The sequence below is a fragment of the Halomonas sp. BL6 genome (assembly GCF_006228115.1).
GTDB classification, from domain to species: Bacteria; Pseudomonadota; Gammaproteobacteria; order Pseudomonadales; family Halomonadaceae; genus Vreelandella; species Vreelandella piezotolerans.
The window spans coordinates 236,225-254,104 of sequence record NZ_VDGL01000006.1 but is presented as its reverse complement, the minus strand read 5'-3'; the positions used below and the strand labels follow the sequence as shown (position 1 = coordinate 254,104).

At 58.8% G+C, this 17,880-nt stretch carries 15 protein-coding genes and 2 tRNA genes; 1 reads left to right on the top strand and 16 read right to left on the bottom strand.

What is annotated here, in order from left to right:
- Positions 1 to 89: 89 nt before the first annotated feature.
- From rpsO to rlmE, 14 genes are all read right to left on the bottom strand, one after another.
- Positions 90 to 359 carry a 30S ribosomal protein S15 gene (gene rpsO, locus FHJ80_RS14225; RefSeq protein WP_009723734.1) on the bottom strand — a complete coding sequence of 90 codons (270 nt, stop codon included), beginning with the start codon at positions 357 to 359 and terminating at the stop codon, positions 90 to 92.
- Between the two features lie 117 nt (positions 360 to 476).
- On the bottom strand, positions 477 to 1,397 hold the full coding sequence (truB, locus tag FHJ80_RS14220) for a tRNA pseudouridine(55) synthase TruB (RefSeq protein WP_139527976.1): 921 nt from the start codon (positions 1,395 to 1,397) through the stop codon (positions 477 to 479).
- Complete coding sequence (gene rbfA, locus FHJ80_RS14215) at positions 1,397 to 1,807, bottom strand: 30S ribosome-binding factor RbfA (RefSeq protein WP_139527975.1); 411 nt, start codon at positions 1,805 to 1,807, stop codon at positions 1,397 to 1,399. The genes truB and rbfA overlap by 1 nt, the downstream gene beginning before the upstream one ends.
- A gap of 19 nt (positions 1,808 to 1,826) precedes the next feature.
- Entirely contained in the window at positions 1,827 to 4,367 is a 2,541-nt protein-coding gene (gene infB / locus FHJ80_RS14210; RefSeq protein WP_139527974.1) for a translation initiation factor IF-2, read from the bottom strand.
- 27 nt (positions 4,368 to 4,394) lie between these two features.
- Positions 4,395 to 5,909 (bottom strand): transcription termination factor NusA, encoded by a 1,515-nt coding sequence (nusA, locus tag FHJ80_RS14205; protein WP_139527973.1) that lies wholly within the window; start codon positions 5,907 to 5,909, stop codon positions 4,395 to 4,397.
- Positions 5,910 to 5,979: 70 nt separating this feature from the next.
- On the bottom strand, positions 5,980 to 6,441 hold the full coding sequence (rimP, locus tag FHJ80_RS14200; RefSeq protein WP_139527972.1) for a ribosome maturation factor RimP: 462 nt from the start codon (positions 6,439 to 6,441) through the stop codon (positions 5,980 to 5,982).
- 325 nt (positions 6,442 to 6,766) lie between these two features.
- A tRNA-Met gene (locus tag FHJ80_RS14195) sits at positions 6,767 to 6,843 on the bottom strand.
- Between the two features lie 134 nt (positions 6,844 to 6,977).
- Positions 6,978 to 7,064: transfer RNA gene (locus tag FHJ80_RS14190), tRNA-Leu, on the bottom strand.
- 34 nt (positions 7,065 to 7,098) lie between these two features.
- Entirely contained in the window at positions 7,099 to 7,458 is a 360-nt protein-coding gene (gene secG, locus FHJ80_RS14185) for a preprotein translocase subunit SecG (protein WP_139527971.1), read from the bottom strand.
- 4 nt (positions 7,459 to 7,462) lie between these two features.
- Entirely contained in the window at positions 7,463 to 8,212 is a 750-nt protein-coding gene (gene tpiA, locus FHJ80_RS14180) for a triose-phosphate isomerase (RefSeq protein WP_139527970.1), read from the bottom strand.
- Between the two features lie 128 nt (positions 8,213 to 8,340).
- A complete protein-coding gene (gene glmM / locus FHJ80_RS14175; protein ID WP_139527969.1) occupies positions 8,341 to 9,690 on the bottom strand; it encodes a phosphoglucosamine mutase in 1,350 nt (449 codons plus the stop codon).
- Positions 9,691 to 9,692: 2 nt separating this feature from the next.
- Positions 9,693 to 10,604 carry a dihydropteroate synthase gene (folP, locus tag FHJ80_RS14170; RefSeq protein WP_218013985.1) on the bottom strand — a complete coding sequence of 304 codons (912 nt, stop codon included), beginning with the start codon at positions 10,602 to 10,604 and terminating at the stop codon, positions 9,693 to 9,695.
- 103 nt (positions 10,605 to 10,707) lie between these two features.
- Positions 10,708 to 12,705 (bottom strand): ATP-dependent zinc metalloprotease FtsH, encoded by a 1,998-nt coding sequence (gene ftsH, locus FHJ80_RS14165; RefSeq protein WP_139527968.1) that lies wholly within the window; start codon positions 12,703 to 12,705, stop codon positions 10,708 to 10,710.
- 214 nt (positions 12,706 to 12,919) lie between these two features.
- A complete protein-coding gene (gene rlmE / locus FHJ80_RS14160; protein WP_139527967.1) occupies positions 12,920 to 13,567 on the bottom strand; it encodes a 23S rRNA (uridine(2552)-2'-O)-methyltransferase RlmE in 648 nt (215 codons plus the stop codon).
- Positions 13,568 to 13,681: 114 nt separating this feature from the next.
- On the opposite strand from rlmE, the gene yhbY reads away from it, so the two are divergent.
- Complete coding sequence (gene yhbY, locus FHJ80_RS14155) at positions 13,682 to 14,008, top strand: ribosome assembly RNA-binding protein YhbY (RefSeq protein ID WP_139527966.1); 327 nt, start codon at positions 13,682 to 13,684, stop codon at positions 14,006 to 14,008.
- A gap of 99 nt (positions 14,009 to 14,107) precedes the next feature.
- Here the strand turns inward: yhbY and greA are convergent, their stop codons facing one another.
- Together greA and carB are read right to left on the bottom strand one after the other, a co-directional pair.
- On the bottom strand, positions 14,108 to 14,584 hold the full coding sequence (greA, locus tag FHJ80_RS14150) for a transcription elongation factor GreA (RefSeq protein ID WP_139527965.1): 477 nt from the start codon (positions 14,582 to 14,584) through the stop codon (positions 14,108 to 14,110).
- The gene (carB, locus tag FHJ80_RS14145; RefSeq protein WP_139527964.1) at positions 14,581 to 17,811 is read right to left on the bottom strand and encodes a carbamoyl-phosphate synthase large subunit; all 3,231 of its coding nucleotides are present in this window, start codon (positions 17,809 to 17,811) and stop codon (positions 14,581 to 14,583) included. The genes greA and carB overlap by 4 nt, the downstream gene beginning before the upstream one ends.
- Between the last annotated feature and the right edge of the window lie 69 nt (positions 17,812 to 17,880).

Below are 17,880 nucleotides of genomic sequence, written 5' to 3'. Positions count from 1 at the left end.
TAGGCGTTGAGGCGCCGTACGGCTACCAGAAACAAAAAAACGGGCAGCTCACAAGGAGCTGCCCGTTTCGAATCATGGCCGTTAAGAACTTAGCGGCGCAGACCCAGACGCTGAATCAGAGACTGATAGCGTTCGAAATCTTTACGCTTCAGGTAGTCCAGCAGCTTACGACGCTGGTTTACCATGCGGATCAGACCACGACGAGAGTGGTGATCCTGCTTGTTGGTCTTGAAGTGGTCCTGCAGGCCGTTGATGTTGGCGCTCAGCAGTGCAACCTGAACTTCAGGGGAACCGGTATCGTTATCGCCGCGGCCGTATTCGTTGACGATCTCGGCCTTTTTCTCAGCGGTTAATGCCATCTGTCTCTCCAGTAAGCAATATGCCTAAAAGTGAATGGGTGAGACCACGCATATTTGCAGTCTCAGGCGACCATTTTCTCGCAAATCGCCACATCCTTGCAACGTTTTACCGCGATATTACGAACGAGCGACCGTGCTTAACAGCCGCTTGGGGGCCACTTCCTGCGGCCCTTTTACAACGCCAAGGCCGATAAACGTCTCGGCGTGATAAAGTCGTGCCAACGCATCGGGTGCCAATTCATCGACGGTGAGCTCGGCTGACTGTCCGTGGGCCAGTCGGCCAAACGAGGTGTCATCGACGCTCAGCGATGGCAGATGATCGACCAGCACATCCACGGGCATGAGTTCGGCTTCGCGGTCGGCTTGGCTAGCCAGTGCTTCCAACGCCTCCAGTGTCCACATAGCGTCGCCATCGAACGGCCCGGTTTTGAGCCGCCGTAGTTGACTGATGTGGGCACCACAGCCCAGGGCGTGACCGATGTCTTCGGCCAAGGTACGGATATACGTGCCTTTGCTACAGCTGACTTCCAGCTCGAACGCCGTGCCCTCGAACGCCAGCAGGCGCGCATCATACACGCTAACCCGCCGCGCTGCACGTTCAACCTGCTTGCCCTCACGCGCCAGCTCGTAGAGCTTTTTGCCCTGGTGCTTCAACGCCGAATACATGGGCGGCACCTGTTCGATCTCGCCACGAAAGCGGACCAGCACGGCCTCCACATCCTCGCCGGTGAGGCTTGGCACCTCACGCCGCTCGATGACGTTACCCTCGGCATCGCCGGTGTCGGTGATCACCCCCAACTCTACCCGGGTGCGATACATCTTGTCGGCTTCCAGCAGGTGCGCGGAAAACTTGGTGGCCTCCCCCAGGCAGATAGGCAGAAGCCCTGTTGCCATGGGGTCCAGCGTGCCGGTATGTCCGGCTTTTTGCGCCTCGAACAGACGACGCACGCGCTGCAGCGCGTGGTTGCTGGAGAGGCCTTTCGGCTTATCCAGCAGCACCACGCCATTGACCGGTAATCCGCGACGGCGACGGGCCATTAGCGCGCCCCCTCACCTGGCTCGTTGCCATCTTCGTCATCGGCTTGACGTGCGCGGTCAGAAGAGACCGCTTCGTCGATTAGCGACGAGAGGTGCTGGCCGCGCACCACGCTTTCATCGAAGTGAAAACGCAGCTCCGGCACGTGCCGGAGTTGAATACGCTTGGCGATTTGGCTTCTCAGAAACCCCGAGGCGCGCTTGAGCACCTGCAGGTTCTCCTTGATACGCTCGGGATCTTGCTCCCCCAGCAGCGTCACGTAGATATCGGCGTAGCCAAGGTCACGACTAACGGTGGCCCCGCTCACCGTGACCATGCCCAAGCGCGGATCTTTCACTTCGCGTTGGATCAGTACCGCCAGCTCCTTTTGGAGCTGGTCGGCTACTCGGTCGGTACGCTTGAATTCGCGCATGATTGCTCCTCGCGCGGCCTTACAGGCTGCGCTCGACCTTCACTTGGTCAAAGACTTCGATCTTGTCGCCGACCTGGACATCGTTGTAGTTCTTCACGCCGATGCCACACTCCATGCCGTTACGCACTTCTTGCACGTCGTCTTTGAAGCGGCGCAGCGATTCGAGCTCGCCTTCGTAGATGACCACGTTGTCACGCAGAACGCGGATGCGCTTGCTGCGCGAAACGGTGCCTTCGACGACCATACAGCCAGCCACCGCACCGATCTTCGGCGCGCGGAACACGTCGCGTACTTCGGCCACACCCACGATTTCTTCTTTCCACTCGGGGGCAAGCATACCGCTCATGGCCTGTTTGACTTCGTCGATCAGGTGGTAGATGACGCTGTAGTAGCGCAGATCCAAACCTTCACGCTCGATGATCTCACGGGCTGCGGCATCAGCACGGACGTTGAAGCCGACCACGATGGCTTCCGAGGCCAGCGCCAAGTTGGCGTCGGTACCGGTGATACCACCCACACCGGAGGAGACCACGGCCACCTGTACTTCTTCGGTGGAGAGCTCTTCCAAGGCGCCTTTGATCGCTTCCAGCGAGCCCTGTACGTCGGCTTTGAGGACGATGTTGACCTTGGCCACTTCGTCTTGGCCCATCTGGCTGAACATGTTCTCCAGCTTGGCCTTCTGCTGACGCGCCAGGCGTACTTCGCGGTATTTACCCTGACGGAAGTTGGCCACTTCGCGGGCTTTCTTCTCGTCGGCCACGACCATGAAGTCGTCACCAGCATCTGGTGTGCCGTCGAGACCTTGGATCTCTACCGGCATGGCGGGGCCAGCGGTATCGACCTGCTTGCCTAGCTCGTTGGTCAGCGCGCGAACGCGACCGTAGTGCAGGCCCGCCAGGACGATGTCGCCCTTCTTGAGCGTACCGTTTTGTACCAGCACGGTCGCCACGGGACCGCGGCCTTTGTCCAAGCGTGACTCGACGACGACCCCTTTACCTGGCGCAGACGGTACGGCTTTGAGTTCGAGAACCTCGGACACGAGCTGAATCGCTTCCAGCAGGTCTTCGATGCCTTCACCACTTTTCGCCGAGACGTGAACGAACTGCGTATCGCCCCCCCACTCTTCCGAGATCACGCCGTGCTGAGAAAGCTCGTTCTTGACACGATCAGGATCGGCCTGGGGCTTATCGATCTTGTTCACGGCTACGACCATCGGTACGCCAGCGGCTTTCGAGTGCTCGACGGCCTCGATGGTTTGCGGCATGACGCCATCGTCGGCCGCCACCACCAGGATGACCACGTCGGTGGCTTTCGCACCGCGAGCACGCATGGCGGTAAACGCCGCGTGACCGGGGGTATCCAGGAAGGTCACGCCGCCGTGGTCATCTTCCACATGGTAGGCACCGATGTGCTGGGTAATACCGCCAGCTTCGCCAGTGGCGACTTTCGCACGACGGATGTAGTCCAGCAGTGAGGTCTTACCGTGGTCGACGTGACCCATGACGGTGACGACCGGTGAGCGGGTGATCTCTTCACCTTCGTAAGAGATGCCTTCCAGCATTTCCGTTTCCAGTGCGTCATCCTTCACCAGTTTGACCTTGTGGCCCATCTCTTCCACCACGATCGCCGCCGTATCTTGATCGATGGTCTGGTTGATGGTCACAGCTGCGCCCATGGTGAACATGGCCTTGATCACTTCGTTGGCCTTGATCGACATCTTGTCGGCCAGCTCAGCAACGCTGATCGACTCAGGGATCGAGACTTCACGGACGATCGGCTGCGTCGGCTTCTGGAAGCCGTGCTTGCCGTTGCCACTTTGGCTGGCCCCACCGCGACGTCCGCCACGGCGCTCGGCACGCTTCACTTTTTTGCCGCCGCCACGCTTGCGCTCTTCGCGATCGCCGCGATCATCGTCGTCGTCACGACCTTTCTTCTTCGCTGCAGCCTTTTTCGGCGGTGCAGTACGACGGTCGGTACGACCCTCCTTAGGCGGCGCAGGCGGTAGATCGTCACCTGTCGACGTGTCTTCGATGTCTAGCTCAGGCACCTCGATGTCCGGCACATCAGTGGCTTTGGCCTTGGCTTGCTCTTCCGCCTCTTTACGAGCGGCATCTTCGGCTGCCTGGGCTTTCGCCGCAGCGGCTTTCTCTTCTGCAGCGCGAGCATCACGCGCTTTGCGCTCGGCTTCCGCTTCGGCCATGTCACCGACTAACTGACGCGGCCCCGAGTGCTTGGGTTCGGGCGCCTTCGGCTTCTCTTCTTCCTCACGCTTGACGTACGTTTTCTTCTTACGCACCTGCACTTCGATCGTTTTACCACGCTCGCCGGTCTTGATACGGCTACGGGTTTTACGGGTCAGCGTGATGCGGTTCTTGCTCGGCTCGCTGTCACCGCCGCCGTGGCTTTTCTTCAAAAAGCTCAGCAGCGTCTGTTTGTCGTCTTCAGAGACGGCGTCACTTTCCGAGCGGTGTTTCAAACCGGCTTCTTTCATCTGTTCCAAGAGGCGGGGCACATCGCGGCCCACCTTTACTGCAAAATCTTTAACTGTCATATCTGACATAGTGACCCTCCTCAGCCCGTGACCTGTTTACTGTGTGTTTGAGTCCGATGCGTCATCGACTTCAAACCAGGGCGCACGGGCAGTCATGATCAGTGCCGCTGCGCGCGCTTCGTCCAACTCCTCGATATCGACCAGATCGTCGACAGACTGCTCGGCGAGATCTTCCATTGTGACAATGCCGCGACTGGCCAGAATGAAGGCCAAATGACGCTCCATGCCGTCCATTTCCAGCAGATCGTCCGCTGGTTGAGCACCGTCTAGCGCTTCTTCCGAGGCAATGGCCATCGTCAGCAGCTCGTCTTTCGCACGTGCCCGTAGCTCTTCGACCAGCTCTTCGTCGAACTCTTCGATGTCGAGCATCTCTTCGAGCGGCACGTAGGCAACTTCTTCCAGGGTGGTGAACCCTTCCTCCACCAGCAGGCGAGCGACCTCATCATCGACCCCCAGATGATGAACGAAGGAATCCACCAGGCTGTCGATCTCCTGCTCGCGCTTCGACTCGGCTTCGTCTTCGGTCATGACGTTGATCCGCCAGCCGGTCAATTCAGACGCCAAACGCACGTTCTGGCCGCTACGGCCAATGGCCTGTGCCAGGTTGTCCTGTGCCACGGCGACATCCATAGCGTGCGCATCCTCGTCCACCAAGATCGAGGCCACGTCGGCCGGCGCCATGGCGTTGATCACCAGTTGAGCCGGGTTGTCGTCCCACAGAACGATATCCACACGCTCGTTTTGCAGCTCAGACGACACCGCCTGAACGCGGGAACCGCGCATACCCACACACGCACCCACCGGATCGATGCGGCGATCGTTGGTTTTGACGGCAATCTTGGCCCGCGAGCCGGGGTCGCGAGCGGCCCCCTTGATCTCGATCAGCTGCTCGGCGATTTCCGGCACCTCGATCTTGAACAGCTCGATGATGAACTCAGGACAGGTGCGCGAAAGCTGCAGTTGCGCGCCGCGAGCCTCCGGGTCGACCTTGACCAGCAGCGCACGTACGCGCTCGTTCATCCGGTAGCGCTCGCCGTGGATCATCTCGTTGCGCGGCAAAAACGCTTCGGCGTTCTCCCCCAGATCGATGATCAGACCGTCACGGGTAGTCTTCTTAACGATACCCGCGACGAGTTCGCCTTCACGGTCAGCGTACTGACGCACGACTTCGGCACGCTCGGCTTCGCGCACTTTCTGCACGATGACCTGCTTGGCAGTTTGCGCGGCGATACGCCCGAACACGGCGTTTTCGATCTTTTGCTCGACCACATCGCCCAGTTTCAGCGGCGGGTCGCGCTGCTCGGCAATGCTCTCTTTGATTTCATAGTCTGGCGTTTCGAATTCGTCGTCTTCGACCACGGTCCAGTAGCGGAACGTATCGTAGTCGCCCGTGCGGCGATCGATATGCACGCGCACGTTCGCTTCTTCATGCTCGAAACGCTTACGAGACGCGCTTGCCAGTGCGGCTTCGACCGCCTCGAAGATAACATCGCGGGGGACGCCTTTTTCATTGGAGATCGCGTCCACGACCATTAAGATTTCTTTACTCATGCGTTTGCCTCGCCAGAAAACCTGTCCTTTTGTGCATCATCCCGGCGCCTGCCGGAAGCCGCGACCCGTATTATTCGTCGAACTGCGGGACAACGTGCGCAGAATCGATGCTTTCGATAGGAAAGCAGTACTCTTCGCCTTCCAGTTGCAGTAGCACTTCATCGCCCTCGACACCTGCGAGGAGCCCTTGGTATTTGCGCCGCCCATCGAACGCGACGCGTAGCTTCAGAGCGACATGGTGGCCCTGATAGCGGATAAAGTGATCCAGGGAGTAAAGGGGACGTGCCATGCCGGGCGACGAGACTTCCAAGCGGTATTCGCCGGGAATTGGGTCTTCCACATCCATCACGGCACTGACTTGGCGGCTAATATCAGCGCAGTCTTCCACGCTGACACCGCTCTCGCGCTCGATGTAAATCACCAGCCGCGAATGCTTGCCCTGGGAAATATGGTCGATACCCCATAGCTCGAAGCCCATGGCGGCAACGACAGGTTCGATCAGCGCGTGAAGCGCAGCGTGTTTTGTGGCCACAGACAAAGCTCCTATAGCCGTTGCATCAGGCACCTGGCCAGGAGTCGTAAGAAAAGCTAGGTGGCTGATTGGCATTACCTGGGAATGTGTCTCTGGCTACTCGAACAGCATCCGCTCTTGAGACACGCTTGGCTCGCAAAAAGCTCTTCATAAAAGCTGTTTACAAAAAACCAGTTACAAAAAGCTACTAACAAAAAGCCCCTTCACAGGAAGGGGCTTTTCAAAAGAAACCTGTAGTACCATTCTAGCAACATGTCGCGAATTTTTCGCAGCTCAAAAGCACCTTAATACATGCCGTTGAGCCTAAACCATGCTACTAAATAAATGGTAGCGGGGACCGGATTTGAACCGATGACCTTCGGGTTATGAGCCCGACGAGCTACCAGACTGCTCCACCCCGCATCAATCTAGGTCGACGATAATAGACACTTGAAGGACTTACGTCAAGAACTCATTCAATAGTTCGCTTCACGTGCATCTTACGTCTCAGGTGCCAATCCTGATAGTCTGGGAAGCTGAATAATCAGCGAATCAGATGGTGCCGAAGGCGGGACTTGAACCCGCACGACCGTAAGGTCACTACCCCCTCAAGATAGCGTGTCTACCAATTCCACCACTTCGGCATCAGGGGAGGCTAAAGAAAGCGACATCAAGAAGTTACTCGCTGCTTTCCTCTAGCACTGGCGCGGTATTATCCATACTTGCAGGGGAGTCGTCAAGCGTTGGAATGTTTTGCTGCTGTTCGATCATCCGCGCATCAGGAATACCGGCTTCCGGCGCTTGGCCTGCCTGAGTGGCAAAGTATGCTAGAGCCATCGAGGTCACAAAAAAGCCAGCGGCTAAAATACCGGTGGTACGCGACAGGAAGTTACCGCTGCCCCGCGAGCCGAAAACCGTTTGCGACGCACCGCCACCAAAGGCTGCGCCTGCTTCGGCACCTTTTCCCTGCTGGAGCAGGATGAGTACAACCAAGGCGACCGCAATCACCACGTGAACCATAAGAATTGCAACTTGCATGGCGTTATCCTGCTGACTGACAAATGGCGTAGAAATCGTCGGTTTTGAGTGAAGCACCCCCCACCAAACCGCCGTCGATGTCCGGCTGAGCCAGTAGCTCAGCCGCGTTACTTGCGTTCATGCTACCGCCGTAAAGCAGTTTCAACTGCTCGGCAAGCGACGCATCAAACCCTGCCTGATAGGCGCGAATGCCTGCCATGACCTCTTGGGCCTGCTCTGGCGTGGCCGTCCGGCCCGTACCGATCGCCCAAACGGGTTCATAAGCAATGACGACCTGTGAGCGCTGCTCGGGGGCTAAGCGGGCCATGATATAGCCAACTTGGCGCAGAACGACGTCCATCGTGCGTCCCCCGTCACGCTCTTCCAGCGTTTCCCCCACGCAGAGAATCGGCGTTAGCCCTGCATCCACCGCTGCCAACAACCGATCGAACACCTGCTCGTCGCTCTCGCGGTAGAGCTGGCGACGCTCAGAGTGCCCCACTAACACGTAGGTCACGCCCAACTCTTTGAGCATGCTACCGCTCACTTCTCCAGTATGCGCACCAGAGTGATGAGGATTGAGCGTTTGAGCACCCAACTGCAGCGGCGCATCGTTGAACGCTTGGCGTGCAGCGTCTAGGTAGGGAAACGGCGGAATCACGACCACGTCAATGGACGTGGGCAGCGAAGCTGACGCGAAAGCTTGGCCGAACGCGTCGATCAACGCCTTGGAACCGTTCATTTTCCAGTTGCCGGCAATCAATGGCGTACGCATGAAGAATCCTCACTCAAGGTGGAGCGAAATGGTATAGGAGCCGCCTTGTCAAGACAACCGCTGTTGCACGGGCAATCGCAGGCACGGCGCGCTTTTCGGGTAAAAGCGACTCTCACTTTTAGAAGCCACTAACCGAGCAGCGCCTCGACTTGGGTTGCCAGCTTATTGGCCAAACGGTCGACATCCAAATGGGCACGCCCTTCGACCATGACACGAATCAATGGCTCGGTACCCGACGGCCGCAACAGCACTCGCCCCTGATCACCCAGCTCTGTTTCCAGGGCAGCCACGGCGTCCATAAGAGGCTGGGCTGCCATCACTTCTTTGGCATTCGTCCCGGCGGGCAAGCGAACGTTGACCAGCGACTGCGGCACTTTTTCGAGCCCTTTCAGCAGTGCGGGCAAGGGTTTCTGCTCTCGCACCATCAGCGCCAGCACCTGCAACGCCGATACGACGCCGTCTCCCGTGCTCTGTACGTGCCCGCAAACGATGTGTCCGGACGCCTCACCTCCCAACTCCCAACCGTTGGCCGCCATCATCTCCATGACGAAGCGATCACCAACCTTAGCGCGTTGGAAAGGAATGCCGAGCCGGTCCAGCGCCATGGCAAGCCCGAAATTACTCATCAGCGTGCCCACCACGCCACCTTCCAACAAACCACGCTCGTGACGGTCGCGGGCTATTAGATAGAGAATATCGTCGCCATCGACTTCTCGACCATCGGCATCGACAAGCAGCACGCGATCACCATCACCATCGAAGGCCACCCCGAGGTCGGCCCCCTGCTGAATGACCGCTGCGCGCAGCGCGGCCGGGTGTGTCGAGCCAACCTGATGGTTGATATTCAAGCCATCCGGTGCGGCACCGATCACGCTTACGTCCGCGCCCAGCTCACGGAACACGCTGGGGGCGATATGATAAGTGGCTCCATGGGCGCAATCCAATACCACTTTCAGGCCGTGCAAGCTCAGCCGGTCGGGCAATGTCGATTTGCAGAATTCGATATAGCGGCCCGCCGCGTCATCGATGCGCGTCGCCTTGCCCAACTGCGCCGCATCGACGGTGGTCAACGGCGCCTCCAGCATCGCTTCGATACGGTCTTCCACCGCGTCGGGTAACTTCTTACCTTCAGCAGAGAAGAACTTGATGCCGTTATCGTCGAACGGATTATGGGACGCCGAGATCACGATCCCGGCGTCGGCGCGGAAGGTTCGCGTGAGATAGGCGATTCCCGGCGTCGGCATCGGCCCAAGCAGCGACACGTCGACCCCTGCGGCCGATAGACCGGCCTCCAACGCCGACTCGAACATATAGCCCGAGATTCGCGTATCTTTTCCGATCAATACTCGAGTGCGCCCTTTTTCACGGCGTAATACCTGCCCGGCGGCCCAGCCCAGCTTGAGCATGAAGTCGGCCGTGATAGGCGCTTGCCCCACGGTACCGCGAATGCCGTCGGTACCAAAATAGCGTCTTGTCATACTCAAAGCTCCTTATCCACGGGTGGCTCACACCCCTCCTGCAACACCGCCCACGCCATGTTAACGGCATCCACCGTGGGCCCGACATCATGCACCCTCAGGATGCTCGCGCCTCGCTCCACCGCCATGGCCGACAGCGCCAGTCCACCGGCTAACCGCTCTTCCACAGGACGTCCCAGTACTTTCCCGATCATACTTTTCCGCGACATACCCACTAGCATAGGCAGCTCCAGCGAATGTAGCGTGTCCATGTACTTCAATAGCCGCAGGTTATGCTCGACGGTTTTGCCAAAGCCAAACCCAGGGTCGATGAGCAAGCGCTGACGGCGCAACCCAACTGCTTCACAAGCGGCGATGCGCTCGGCGAGATAGGTAGCCACTTCTTGCTCGATGGGATCTCGATAGCTAGGCGCGTGCTGCATGCTCTGCGGCTCACCTTGGCGGTGCATCAAACAGACAGGCAAGCCGCTGCTGGCGGCGGCGGCCAAAGCGCCCTCACGCTCGAGCGCCCGCACATCGTTGATCATGCCTGCGCCCAAGGCGCTCGCTTCACGAATGACCATGGCGCTACTGGTATCCACCGAGACCAGCGCATCGAGCTCGCGCACCAAGGCTTCGACCACGGGTGCGACACGATCCAACTCCTGCTGTTCCGAGACCGGCGTGGCCCCGGGACGCGTGGACTCCCCCCCCACGTCGATCATCGCGGCGCCTTCCGCCAGCATACGTTCGGCGTGGCGAAGCGCATCGTCTAGGGCAACATGCTGACCACCATCGGAGAACGAATCTGGCGTGACGTTCAAAATCCCCATGACGCGCGGGAACGAAAGATCGAGCGTATGGCGCCCGCAGCGCAGCTGCAAAGCACTCTTTGTCGAGCGCAAAGGCGATGAAGGGTCAACGTTGGAAGTCATGCTGCCGCCTAAATCAAAAGAAACATAAATACGATTGCCCAACAGCATAACAAAAAAGGCGCCCCCATAGGGGACGCCTCTACGACTCATGGCTTTGGCTGGCTCAAGGGCCTGCAGGGCCGCCCAGCGGGTCGGAGGGACGGCGGCGCGGCTCGTCGTCGTCCTCTTCGCCATCGTCGCTCGATGCGTTCGACGCTTGATCCTCTGACTTGGTGTCAGGCTTGTCATCGTTCACGCGCATACCACCACCCGATGAGTCACCGTCGCTCCAGCCCTCCGGTGGACGCGGGTCACGGCCTTCCATGATGTCTTTGAGCTGGTTGGCGTCAATGGTTTCGAACTTCATCAGCGCTTCTGCCATGGCATCCAGCTTATCGCGGTTGTCATGCAGGATTTGGCGCGCCTGCTCGTAGCACTCGTCGATGATCTTGCGCACTTCTTTATCGAGTCGCGTGGTGGTTTCGCCCGACTTCAACTTGCCACCACCTTGTCCCGGGCCGCCGAGAAACTGGTGAGACTCGTCCTCGTCGTACATGATCGGGCCCATCTCATCCGAGAGCCCCCACTTGGCGACCATGTTATGGGCCAATTCCGTCGCACGCTTGATATCGTTGGAGGCACCGGTCGTGACACCGTTGACGCCTAACGTCATCTCCTCGGCGATACGGCCGCCAAACAGCGAACAGATCTGACTAATGATTTGCTGACGTGACAGGCTGTAGCGATCCTCCTCGGGTAGGAACATCGTCACACCGAGCGCGCGGCCACGCGGGATGATGGTCACCTTGTAGACCGGGTCGTGTTCGGGCATGACCAAACCGATAATTGCGTGGCCCGCTTCGTGGTAGGCCGTATTGAGCTTCTCTTTGTCGGTCATGACCATGGATTTGCGCTCTGCGCCCATCATGATCTTGTCTTTGGCAAGCTCAAGCTCGTCCATCCCCACCAAGCGCTTGTTACGACGTGCGGCAAACAGGGCGGCTTCGTTCACTAGGTTTGCGAGGTCGGCACCGGAGAAGCCAGGCGTACCACGGGCAATCAGCTGCGGTTTGACGTCGTCCGCTAGCGGAACCTTACGCAGGTGAACGCCCAGAATGTGCTCACGGCCTCGAATGTCTGGCAAGCCAACGGTGACCTGGCGATCGAAACGGCCGGGGCGCAGCAGCGCGGGATCGAGTACGTCAGGGCGGTTAGTCGCGGCGATGACGATGATGCCTTCGTTCGCCTCGAAACCGTCCATTTCAACCAGTAGCTGGTTCAGCGTTTGCTCACGCTCGTCGTTACCACCACCCATGCCCGTGCCGCGAGAGCGGCCTACGGCATCGATCTCATCGATGAAGATGATGCAGGGCGCCTGCTTCTTGGCCTGCTCGAACATATCGCGAACGCGCGAAGCACCCACCCCCACGAACATCTCGACGAAGTCGGAACCCGAGATGGAGAAGAACGGCACCTTGGCTTCGCCCGCGATGGACTTGGCCAGTAGCGTTTTACCGGTACCGGGCGGGCCCACCATCAGCACGCCGCGGGGAATGGTGCCGCCCAGGCGCTGAAACTTGGTCGGGTCGCGCAGGAAGTCGACCAGCTCTTCGACCTCTTCCTTCGCTTCGTCACAGCCTGCCACGTCGGCAAAGGTGGTTTTGATCTGGTCCTGAGAGAGCAGCTTCGCTTTGGACTTGCCAAAACTCATTGGGCCGCCTTTACCGCCCCCAGCGCCGCCCTGCATTTGGCGCATGAAGAACATGAAGATAGCCAGAATCAGCAGGATCGGAAAGCTGGCGATCAGTAGACGCGTCCAGATGCTCTGCTGCTCTGGCTCCTTACCGACCACGGTGACGTTATTGCTGAGCAGATCGTCCATCAGCTTGGGATCTTCCGCTGCTGGACGAATGGTCTGGAACTGCGAACCATCTGTGCGCTCACCGGTGATGGTGTAGCCATCGATGGTGACGCTACGTACCTGTTGATTTTGCACCTGCTGCACGAACTGAGAGTAGTTCGTGGTCTGAGGTGCGCTTTCCGTACTGAAATTATTGAACACTGTCAGTAGAACGGCCGCGATGACCAACCACAGAATCAGGTTCTTCGCCATATCGTTCAAGGGGCTACCCTCATTACAAGAATCCGTCAGTTAACCGCTAATACTCTGACCTTACACCAGAGCTTAACGTTCAACCATTGCCAAAGCCCGTTGGGCGTTGGGCCATCTGTGTCACGCTCGTCCAGTGTGCATAATGTGACACATCTTGCGCCTGCCTGTCTGGCAATCGCGATGATAAATCTTGGCTATTGCGCCAGCGGCATGTCCGCGCCGGTCACCCGCGAAAGCCCTCCGCTAAAAAGTAGACTTCCCGCGAGCGCGCTCGTGAGGCGTCCGGTTTGCGGGTCACCACACGGTCAAAACTGCCGCGCAGTTCTTTAAGGTACGCATCAAAACCCTCTCCTTGAAAGACTTTCACCAAAAAGCGGCCTTTTGGAGAGAGCGTTTCTCGAGCCAGCTCCAACGCCAGCTCGACTAAATACATGGCCTGCGGCTGATCGATGGCCGCCATACCACTCATATTGGGGGCCATGTCGGACATAACAAGGTCTACCGGGCGATTTCCCAACCGGTCGAGAATCGCATCGAGCACGCTCTCCTCGGTAAAGTCACCCTGAATGAAATCGACACCTGCCAGCGCATCCATCTCCAGGATATCGGAAGCGATGACCACCCCTTCCGGCCCGACTTTTTCGGCGGCGATCTGGCTCCACCCGCCAGGGGCAGCCCCCAGGTCGATGACCGTCATGCCATTGCGAAACAGCTTATCCTTCTCGTCCAGCTCTAGCAGCTTGTAACTCGCCCGTGAGCGATAGCCATCCTGCCAGCTCTGCTTCACATACTGGTCGTCGAAGTGCTCTTTCTTCCAGTTGTTGCTGGTTTTGCTCACTGAATGTTTTCGGCTTGGAGGCTTTTGCTGCATGTGGGAATCTGACGCTTGGATAAGGGATGGGCGCGTTCACGCGATTGCTTTCACTCAGCGGCATTTCACCGTAAGATGGAACGTTAAGCGCTAACCGGGATACCGCAAGATACCATGAGCTTGTCACAGGCACAAAAGAAAGCATTTCGCAGCATTGGCCACCATTTGAACCCGGTGGTCACCGTTTCTGAGAACGGCGTCTCCGACAATTTGCTCGCAGAACTCAGCCGCGCGCTCAACGATCACGAGCTGATCAAAGTCAAGCTCGCCCTGCCAGAGCGGGACGACCGTGCCGCGATGATCAACGAGCTGCTGGCTGACAGCAACGCCGAGCTGGTGCAAACCATCGGCAAGATGGCACTGCTGTATCGCCGCAATCCAAAGGCGAATCCCAAGCTGTCGAACGTCACTCGCTTCGAGAATCACCACGGTCGACACTAACGCGTACAGGGCGTTCAGGCTCGATGTCACGCACCTGACCACCAAAAGGCCCGATGCAGTCTCCTGCACCGGGCCTTTTTTTGCGCTAGCGGTACGTGGTTAGAGGTGCTCGACGCTCTCGATCTCGTACTCCACGTCGCCGCCTGGGGTTTTCACCACCACGACATCGCCCTCTTCCTTACCGATCAGCGCACGCGCAATGGGTGAAGTGACCGAGATTCTGCCCGCTTTGATGTCGGCTTCGTCTTCGCCCACGATGCGATAGGTCACGCTGGCATCGCTATCCAGGTTCAGCAGCGATACGGTTACCCCGAAAATCACCTTACCGGTCTTCGGCAGCTTGGTGACATCGATCACCTGCGCACCAGAAAGCTTGCTTTCGATTTCCTGGATACGGCCTTCGATGAATCCCTGCTGCTCGCGCGCCGCGTGATACTCGGCGTTCTCCTTGAGGTCGCCATGTTCACGCGCTTCGGCGATGGCGGCAATCACCCGAGGGCGCTCTTCGCCCTTCAAGTGATTGAGCTCCTCGCGAAGGCTTTTTTCTCCCGCTACCGTCATCGGGACCTTGTTCATTGACTTGCTCCTGCATGCAGATCCTGAAGGCGCCGCACCGTAATCTCCCTACCGTACTCTAGCGCCATGCAAACGGCATTAGCGCCCGCCAAGGTGGTCGCATAGGGCACCTTGCGCGCGAGAGCAGTACGGCGAATGATCGAAGAGTCGTTGATTGCCTGACGACCTTCGGTAGTGTTCACGATGTAGGCGATTTCGTCGTTCTTCAGCAGATCGACGATATGGGGACGGCCTTCGTAGACTTTATTGACGTGCTCCACGGGCAAACCGGCGGCTTCAATAGCCACTGCCGTACCACGCGTTGCACAAAGCGTGAAGCCTAATGTTAGCAGAGAACGAGCCACTTCGATAATCCCATGCTTGTCAGGTTCACGTACCGACAGGAAGGCTTTACGATCGCCCTCCAGCGCCGGAATTGCTTCTCCCGCGCCCAGTTGCGCCTTGAAGAACGCTTCTGCGAAGGTATCGCCCGAGCCCATGACTTCGCCGGTGGACTTCATTTCCGGCGAGAGAATCGGGTCGACGCCCTGGAACTTGTTGAACGGGAAGACCGCTTCTTTGACGCTGTAGAAGTGCGGCACGATCTCACGCTCGAAGCCCTGTTCGGCCAGAGTCTTACCGGCCATGCAGCGGGCCGCCACCTGCGCCAGCGAGGTACCGATGCACTTGGACACGAACGGCACGGTACGCGAGGCGCGTGGGTTGACCTCGATGACATAGATCTCGCCATCCTGCCACGCCAGCTGCACGTTCATCAGGCCTTTGACGCCCAGCTCGACGGCCATTTTCTTGACCTGATCGCGCATCTCGTCCTGCACGTCGGCCGGCAGCGAGTAGGGCGGCAGCGCACAGGCGGAGTCGCCGGAGTGAACGCCCGCTTGCTCGACGTGCTGCATGATACCGCCAATCACGACCTGCTGACCGTCGGAGACCGCATCGATGTCGACTTCCACCGCGGCACTCAGGAAATGATCCAGTAGTACCGGCGAGTCGTTGGAGACTTTCACTGCGTTGGTCATGTAGTTTTCAAGCTCGGAGGCGTCGTAGACGATCTCCATCGCCCGGCCGCCCAGGACGTAGCTGGGGCGCACGACCAAGGGATAGCCAATTTTTTCGGCTTTGGCGAAGGCATCTTCGAAGCTGCGGGCCGTGGCGTTGGGCGGCTGTTTCAGACCGAGCTTGTCGATCATCACCTGGAAGCGCTCGCGGTCTTCCGCGCGGTCGATGGCGTCCGGCGTGGTGCCAATGATCGGCACGCCAGCGGCTTCTAGTTCTCGGGCAAGCTTCAGCGGCGTTTGTCCACCGAACTGGACGATGACGCCCACCGGCTTCTCTTTATCGGCAATTTCCAGCACGTCTTCCAGCGTGACCGGCTCGAAGTAGAGACGATCCGAGGTGTCGTAGTCGGTGGAGACGGTTTCCGGGTTGCAGTTGACCATGATGGTTTCGTAGCCGTCGTCGCGCATGGCGAAGGCGGCATGAACGCAGCAGTAGTCGAACTCGATACCCTGGCCGATACGGTTCGGGCCACCGCCCAGCACCATGATTTTCTGGCGATCCGAGACGTCTGCTTCGCACTCCTCCTCGTAGGTGGAGTACATGTAGGCCGTGTCCGAGGCAAATTCGGCCGCGCAGGTATCCACGCGCTTGTAGACCGGGCGGATGTTGGCGGCTTGACGCGTCTTGCGGAACTCTTTTTCGGACACGCCCAATAGCTTCGCTAAACGAGCATCCGAGAAGCCCTTGCGCTTGAGCTGGAACAACTCGCGGGCGGAGAGATCCGCCAGCGCACGCTTGGAAACCGCCGCTTCGGTCAGAATCAGGTCTTCGAGCTGGACCAGGAACCAACGGTCGATGTTGGTCAGCGCGAACACGTCGTCCACGCTCATGCCCGCGCGCATGGCGTCGGCGACGAAGAAGATGCGCTCGGCACCCGCTGCCTGTAGCTCGCCCTTGATTTGGGCCATCGCGTCATCGGTAAACTCGGTAATGATCGGGTCGAGGCCGTCGTTACCGGTTTCCATGCCGCGCAGCGCTTTTTGCAGCGACTCTTGGAACGTACGGCCAATCGCCATCACCTCGCCCACCGACTTCATCTGGGTGGTCAGGCGGTCGTTCGCCTGGGGGAACTTCTCGAAGGTGAAGCGCGGGATTTTGGTCACGACATAGTCGATGGACGGCTCGAAGGACGCCGGAGTTTGGCCGCCGGTAATGTCGTTTTGCAGCTCGTCCAGGGTGTAACCCACCGCCAGCTTCGCGGCGATCTTGGCAATCGGGAAACCAGTGGCTTTGGAGGCCAGCGCCGACGAGCGAGAGACACGGGGATTCATCTCGATCACCACCATGCGGCCGGTCTTCGGGTCCATACCGAACTGCACGTTCGAGCCGCCGGTTTCTACGCCAATCTCGCGCAGCACCGCGAGGCTGGCGTCGCGCATGATCTGGTACTCTTTATCGGTCAGCGTCTGGGCCGGAGCTACGGTGATGGAGTCGCCGGTGTGCACGCCCATGGGGTCGAAGTTTTCGATCGCGCAGACGATGATGCAGTTATCGTTCTTATCGCGCACCACCTCCATTTCGTACTCTTTCCAACCCAGCAGCGACTCGTCGATGAGCAGCTCGTGGTTGTTGGACAGTTCGAAACCGCGGGTACAGATCTCTTCGAACTCTTCCTTGTTGTACGCCACGCCGCCGCCGGAGCCGCCCATGGTGTAAGAAGGACGAATGATCGTCGGAAAGCCCAGCTCCGCCTGAATCTCCCACGCCTCGTCCATGGTGTGAGCCACTTTGGCCTTAGGGCACTCCAGGCCGATGTTCTTCATCGCCTTGTCGAACAGATCGCGGTCTTCGGCCTTGTTGATGGCATCGGCATTGGCACCGATCATCTCGACACCGTATTTGGCCAGCACGCCGTGCTTGTCCAGGTCCAGCGCGCAGTTCAGCGCCGTCTGACCGCCCATGGTGGGCAGAATCACATCCGGGCGCTCGGCTTCGATGATTTTCTCGACGGCTTGCCAAGTGATCGGCTCGATGTAGGTGGCATCGGCCATGGCGGGATCGGTCATGATGGTGGCCGGGTTGGAGTTGACCAGAATGACCCGGTAGCCCTCCTCGCGCAGCGCTTTACAGGCCTGGGCGCCGGAGTAGTCGAATTCGCAGGCCTGGCCGATGACGATCGGACCAGCGCCAATGATGAGAATGCTATTGATATCGGTACGCTTAGGCATAACGGTTCCCGCAAAAAGTGGTGACGATGAGCATCAAAACGGCGTAACTAGGCACTGAGAGGCAGCGCG

Coding starts and splice junctions, on each gene's coding strand:
- rpsO (WP_009723734.1), bottom strand. CDS start 359: ATGGCATTAACCGCTGAGAAAAAGGCCGAGATCGTCAACGAATACGGC.
- truB (WP_139527976.1), bottom strand. CDS start 1,397: ATGGCCCGTCGCCGTCGCGGATTACCGGTCAATGGCGTGGTGCTGCTG.
- rbfA (WP_139527975.1), bottom strand. CDS start 1,807: ATGCGCGAATTCAAGCGTACCGACCGAGTAGCCGACCAGCTCCAAAAG.
- infB (WP_139527974.1), bottom strand. CDS start 4,367: ATGTCAGATATGACAGTTAAAGATTTTGCAGTAAAGGTGGGCCGCGAT.
- nusA (WP_139527973.1), bottom strand. CDS start 5,909: ATGAGTAAAGAAATCTTAATGGTCGTGGACGCGATCTCCAATGAAAAA.
- secG (WP_139527971.1), bottom strand. CDS start 7,458: ATGCAAGTTGCAATTCTTATGGTTCACGTGGTGATTGCGGTCGCCTTG.
- tpiA (WP_139527970.1), bottom strand. CDS start 8,212: ATGCGTACGCCATTGATTGCCGGCAACTGGAAAATGAACGGTTCCAAG.
- glmM (WP_139527969.1), bottom strand. CDS start 9,690: ATGACAAGACGCTATTTTGGTACCGACGGCATTCGCGGTACCGTGGGG.
- folP (WP_218013985.1), bottom strand. CDS start 10,604: ATGACTTCCAACGTTGACCCTTCATCGCCTTTGCGCTCGACAAAGAGT.
- rlmE (WP_139527967.1), bottom strand. CDS start 13,567: ATGCAGCAAAAGCCTCCAAGCCGAAAACATTCAGTGAGCAAAACCAGC.
- yhbY (WP_139527966.1), top strand. CDS start 13,682: ATGAGCTTGTCACAGGCACAAAAGAAAGCATTTCGCAGCATTGGCCAC.
- greA (WP_139527965.1), bottom strand. CDS start 14,584: ATGAACAAGGTCCCGATGACGGTAGCGGGAGAAAAAAGCCTTCGCGAG.
- carB (WP_139527964.1), bottom strand. CDS start 17,811: ATGCCTAAGCGTACCGATATCAATAGCATTCTCATCATTGGCGCTGGT.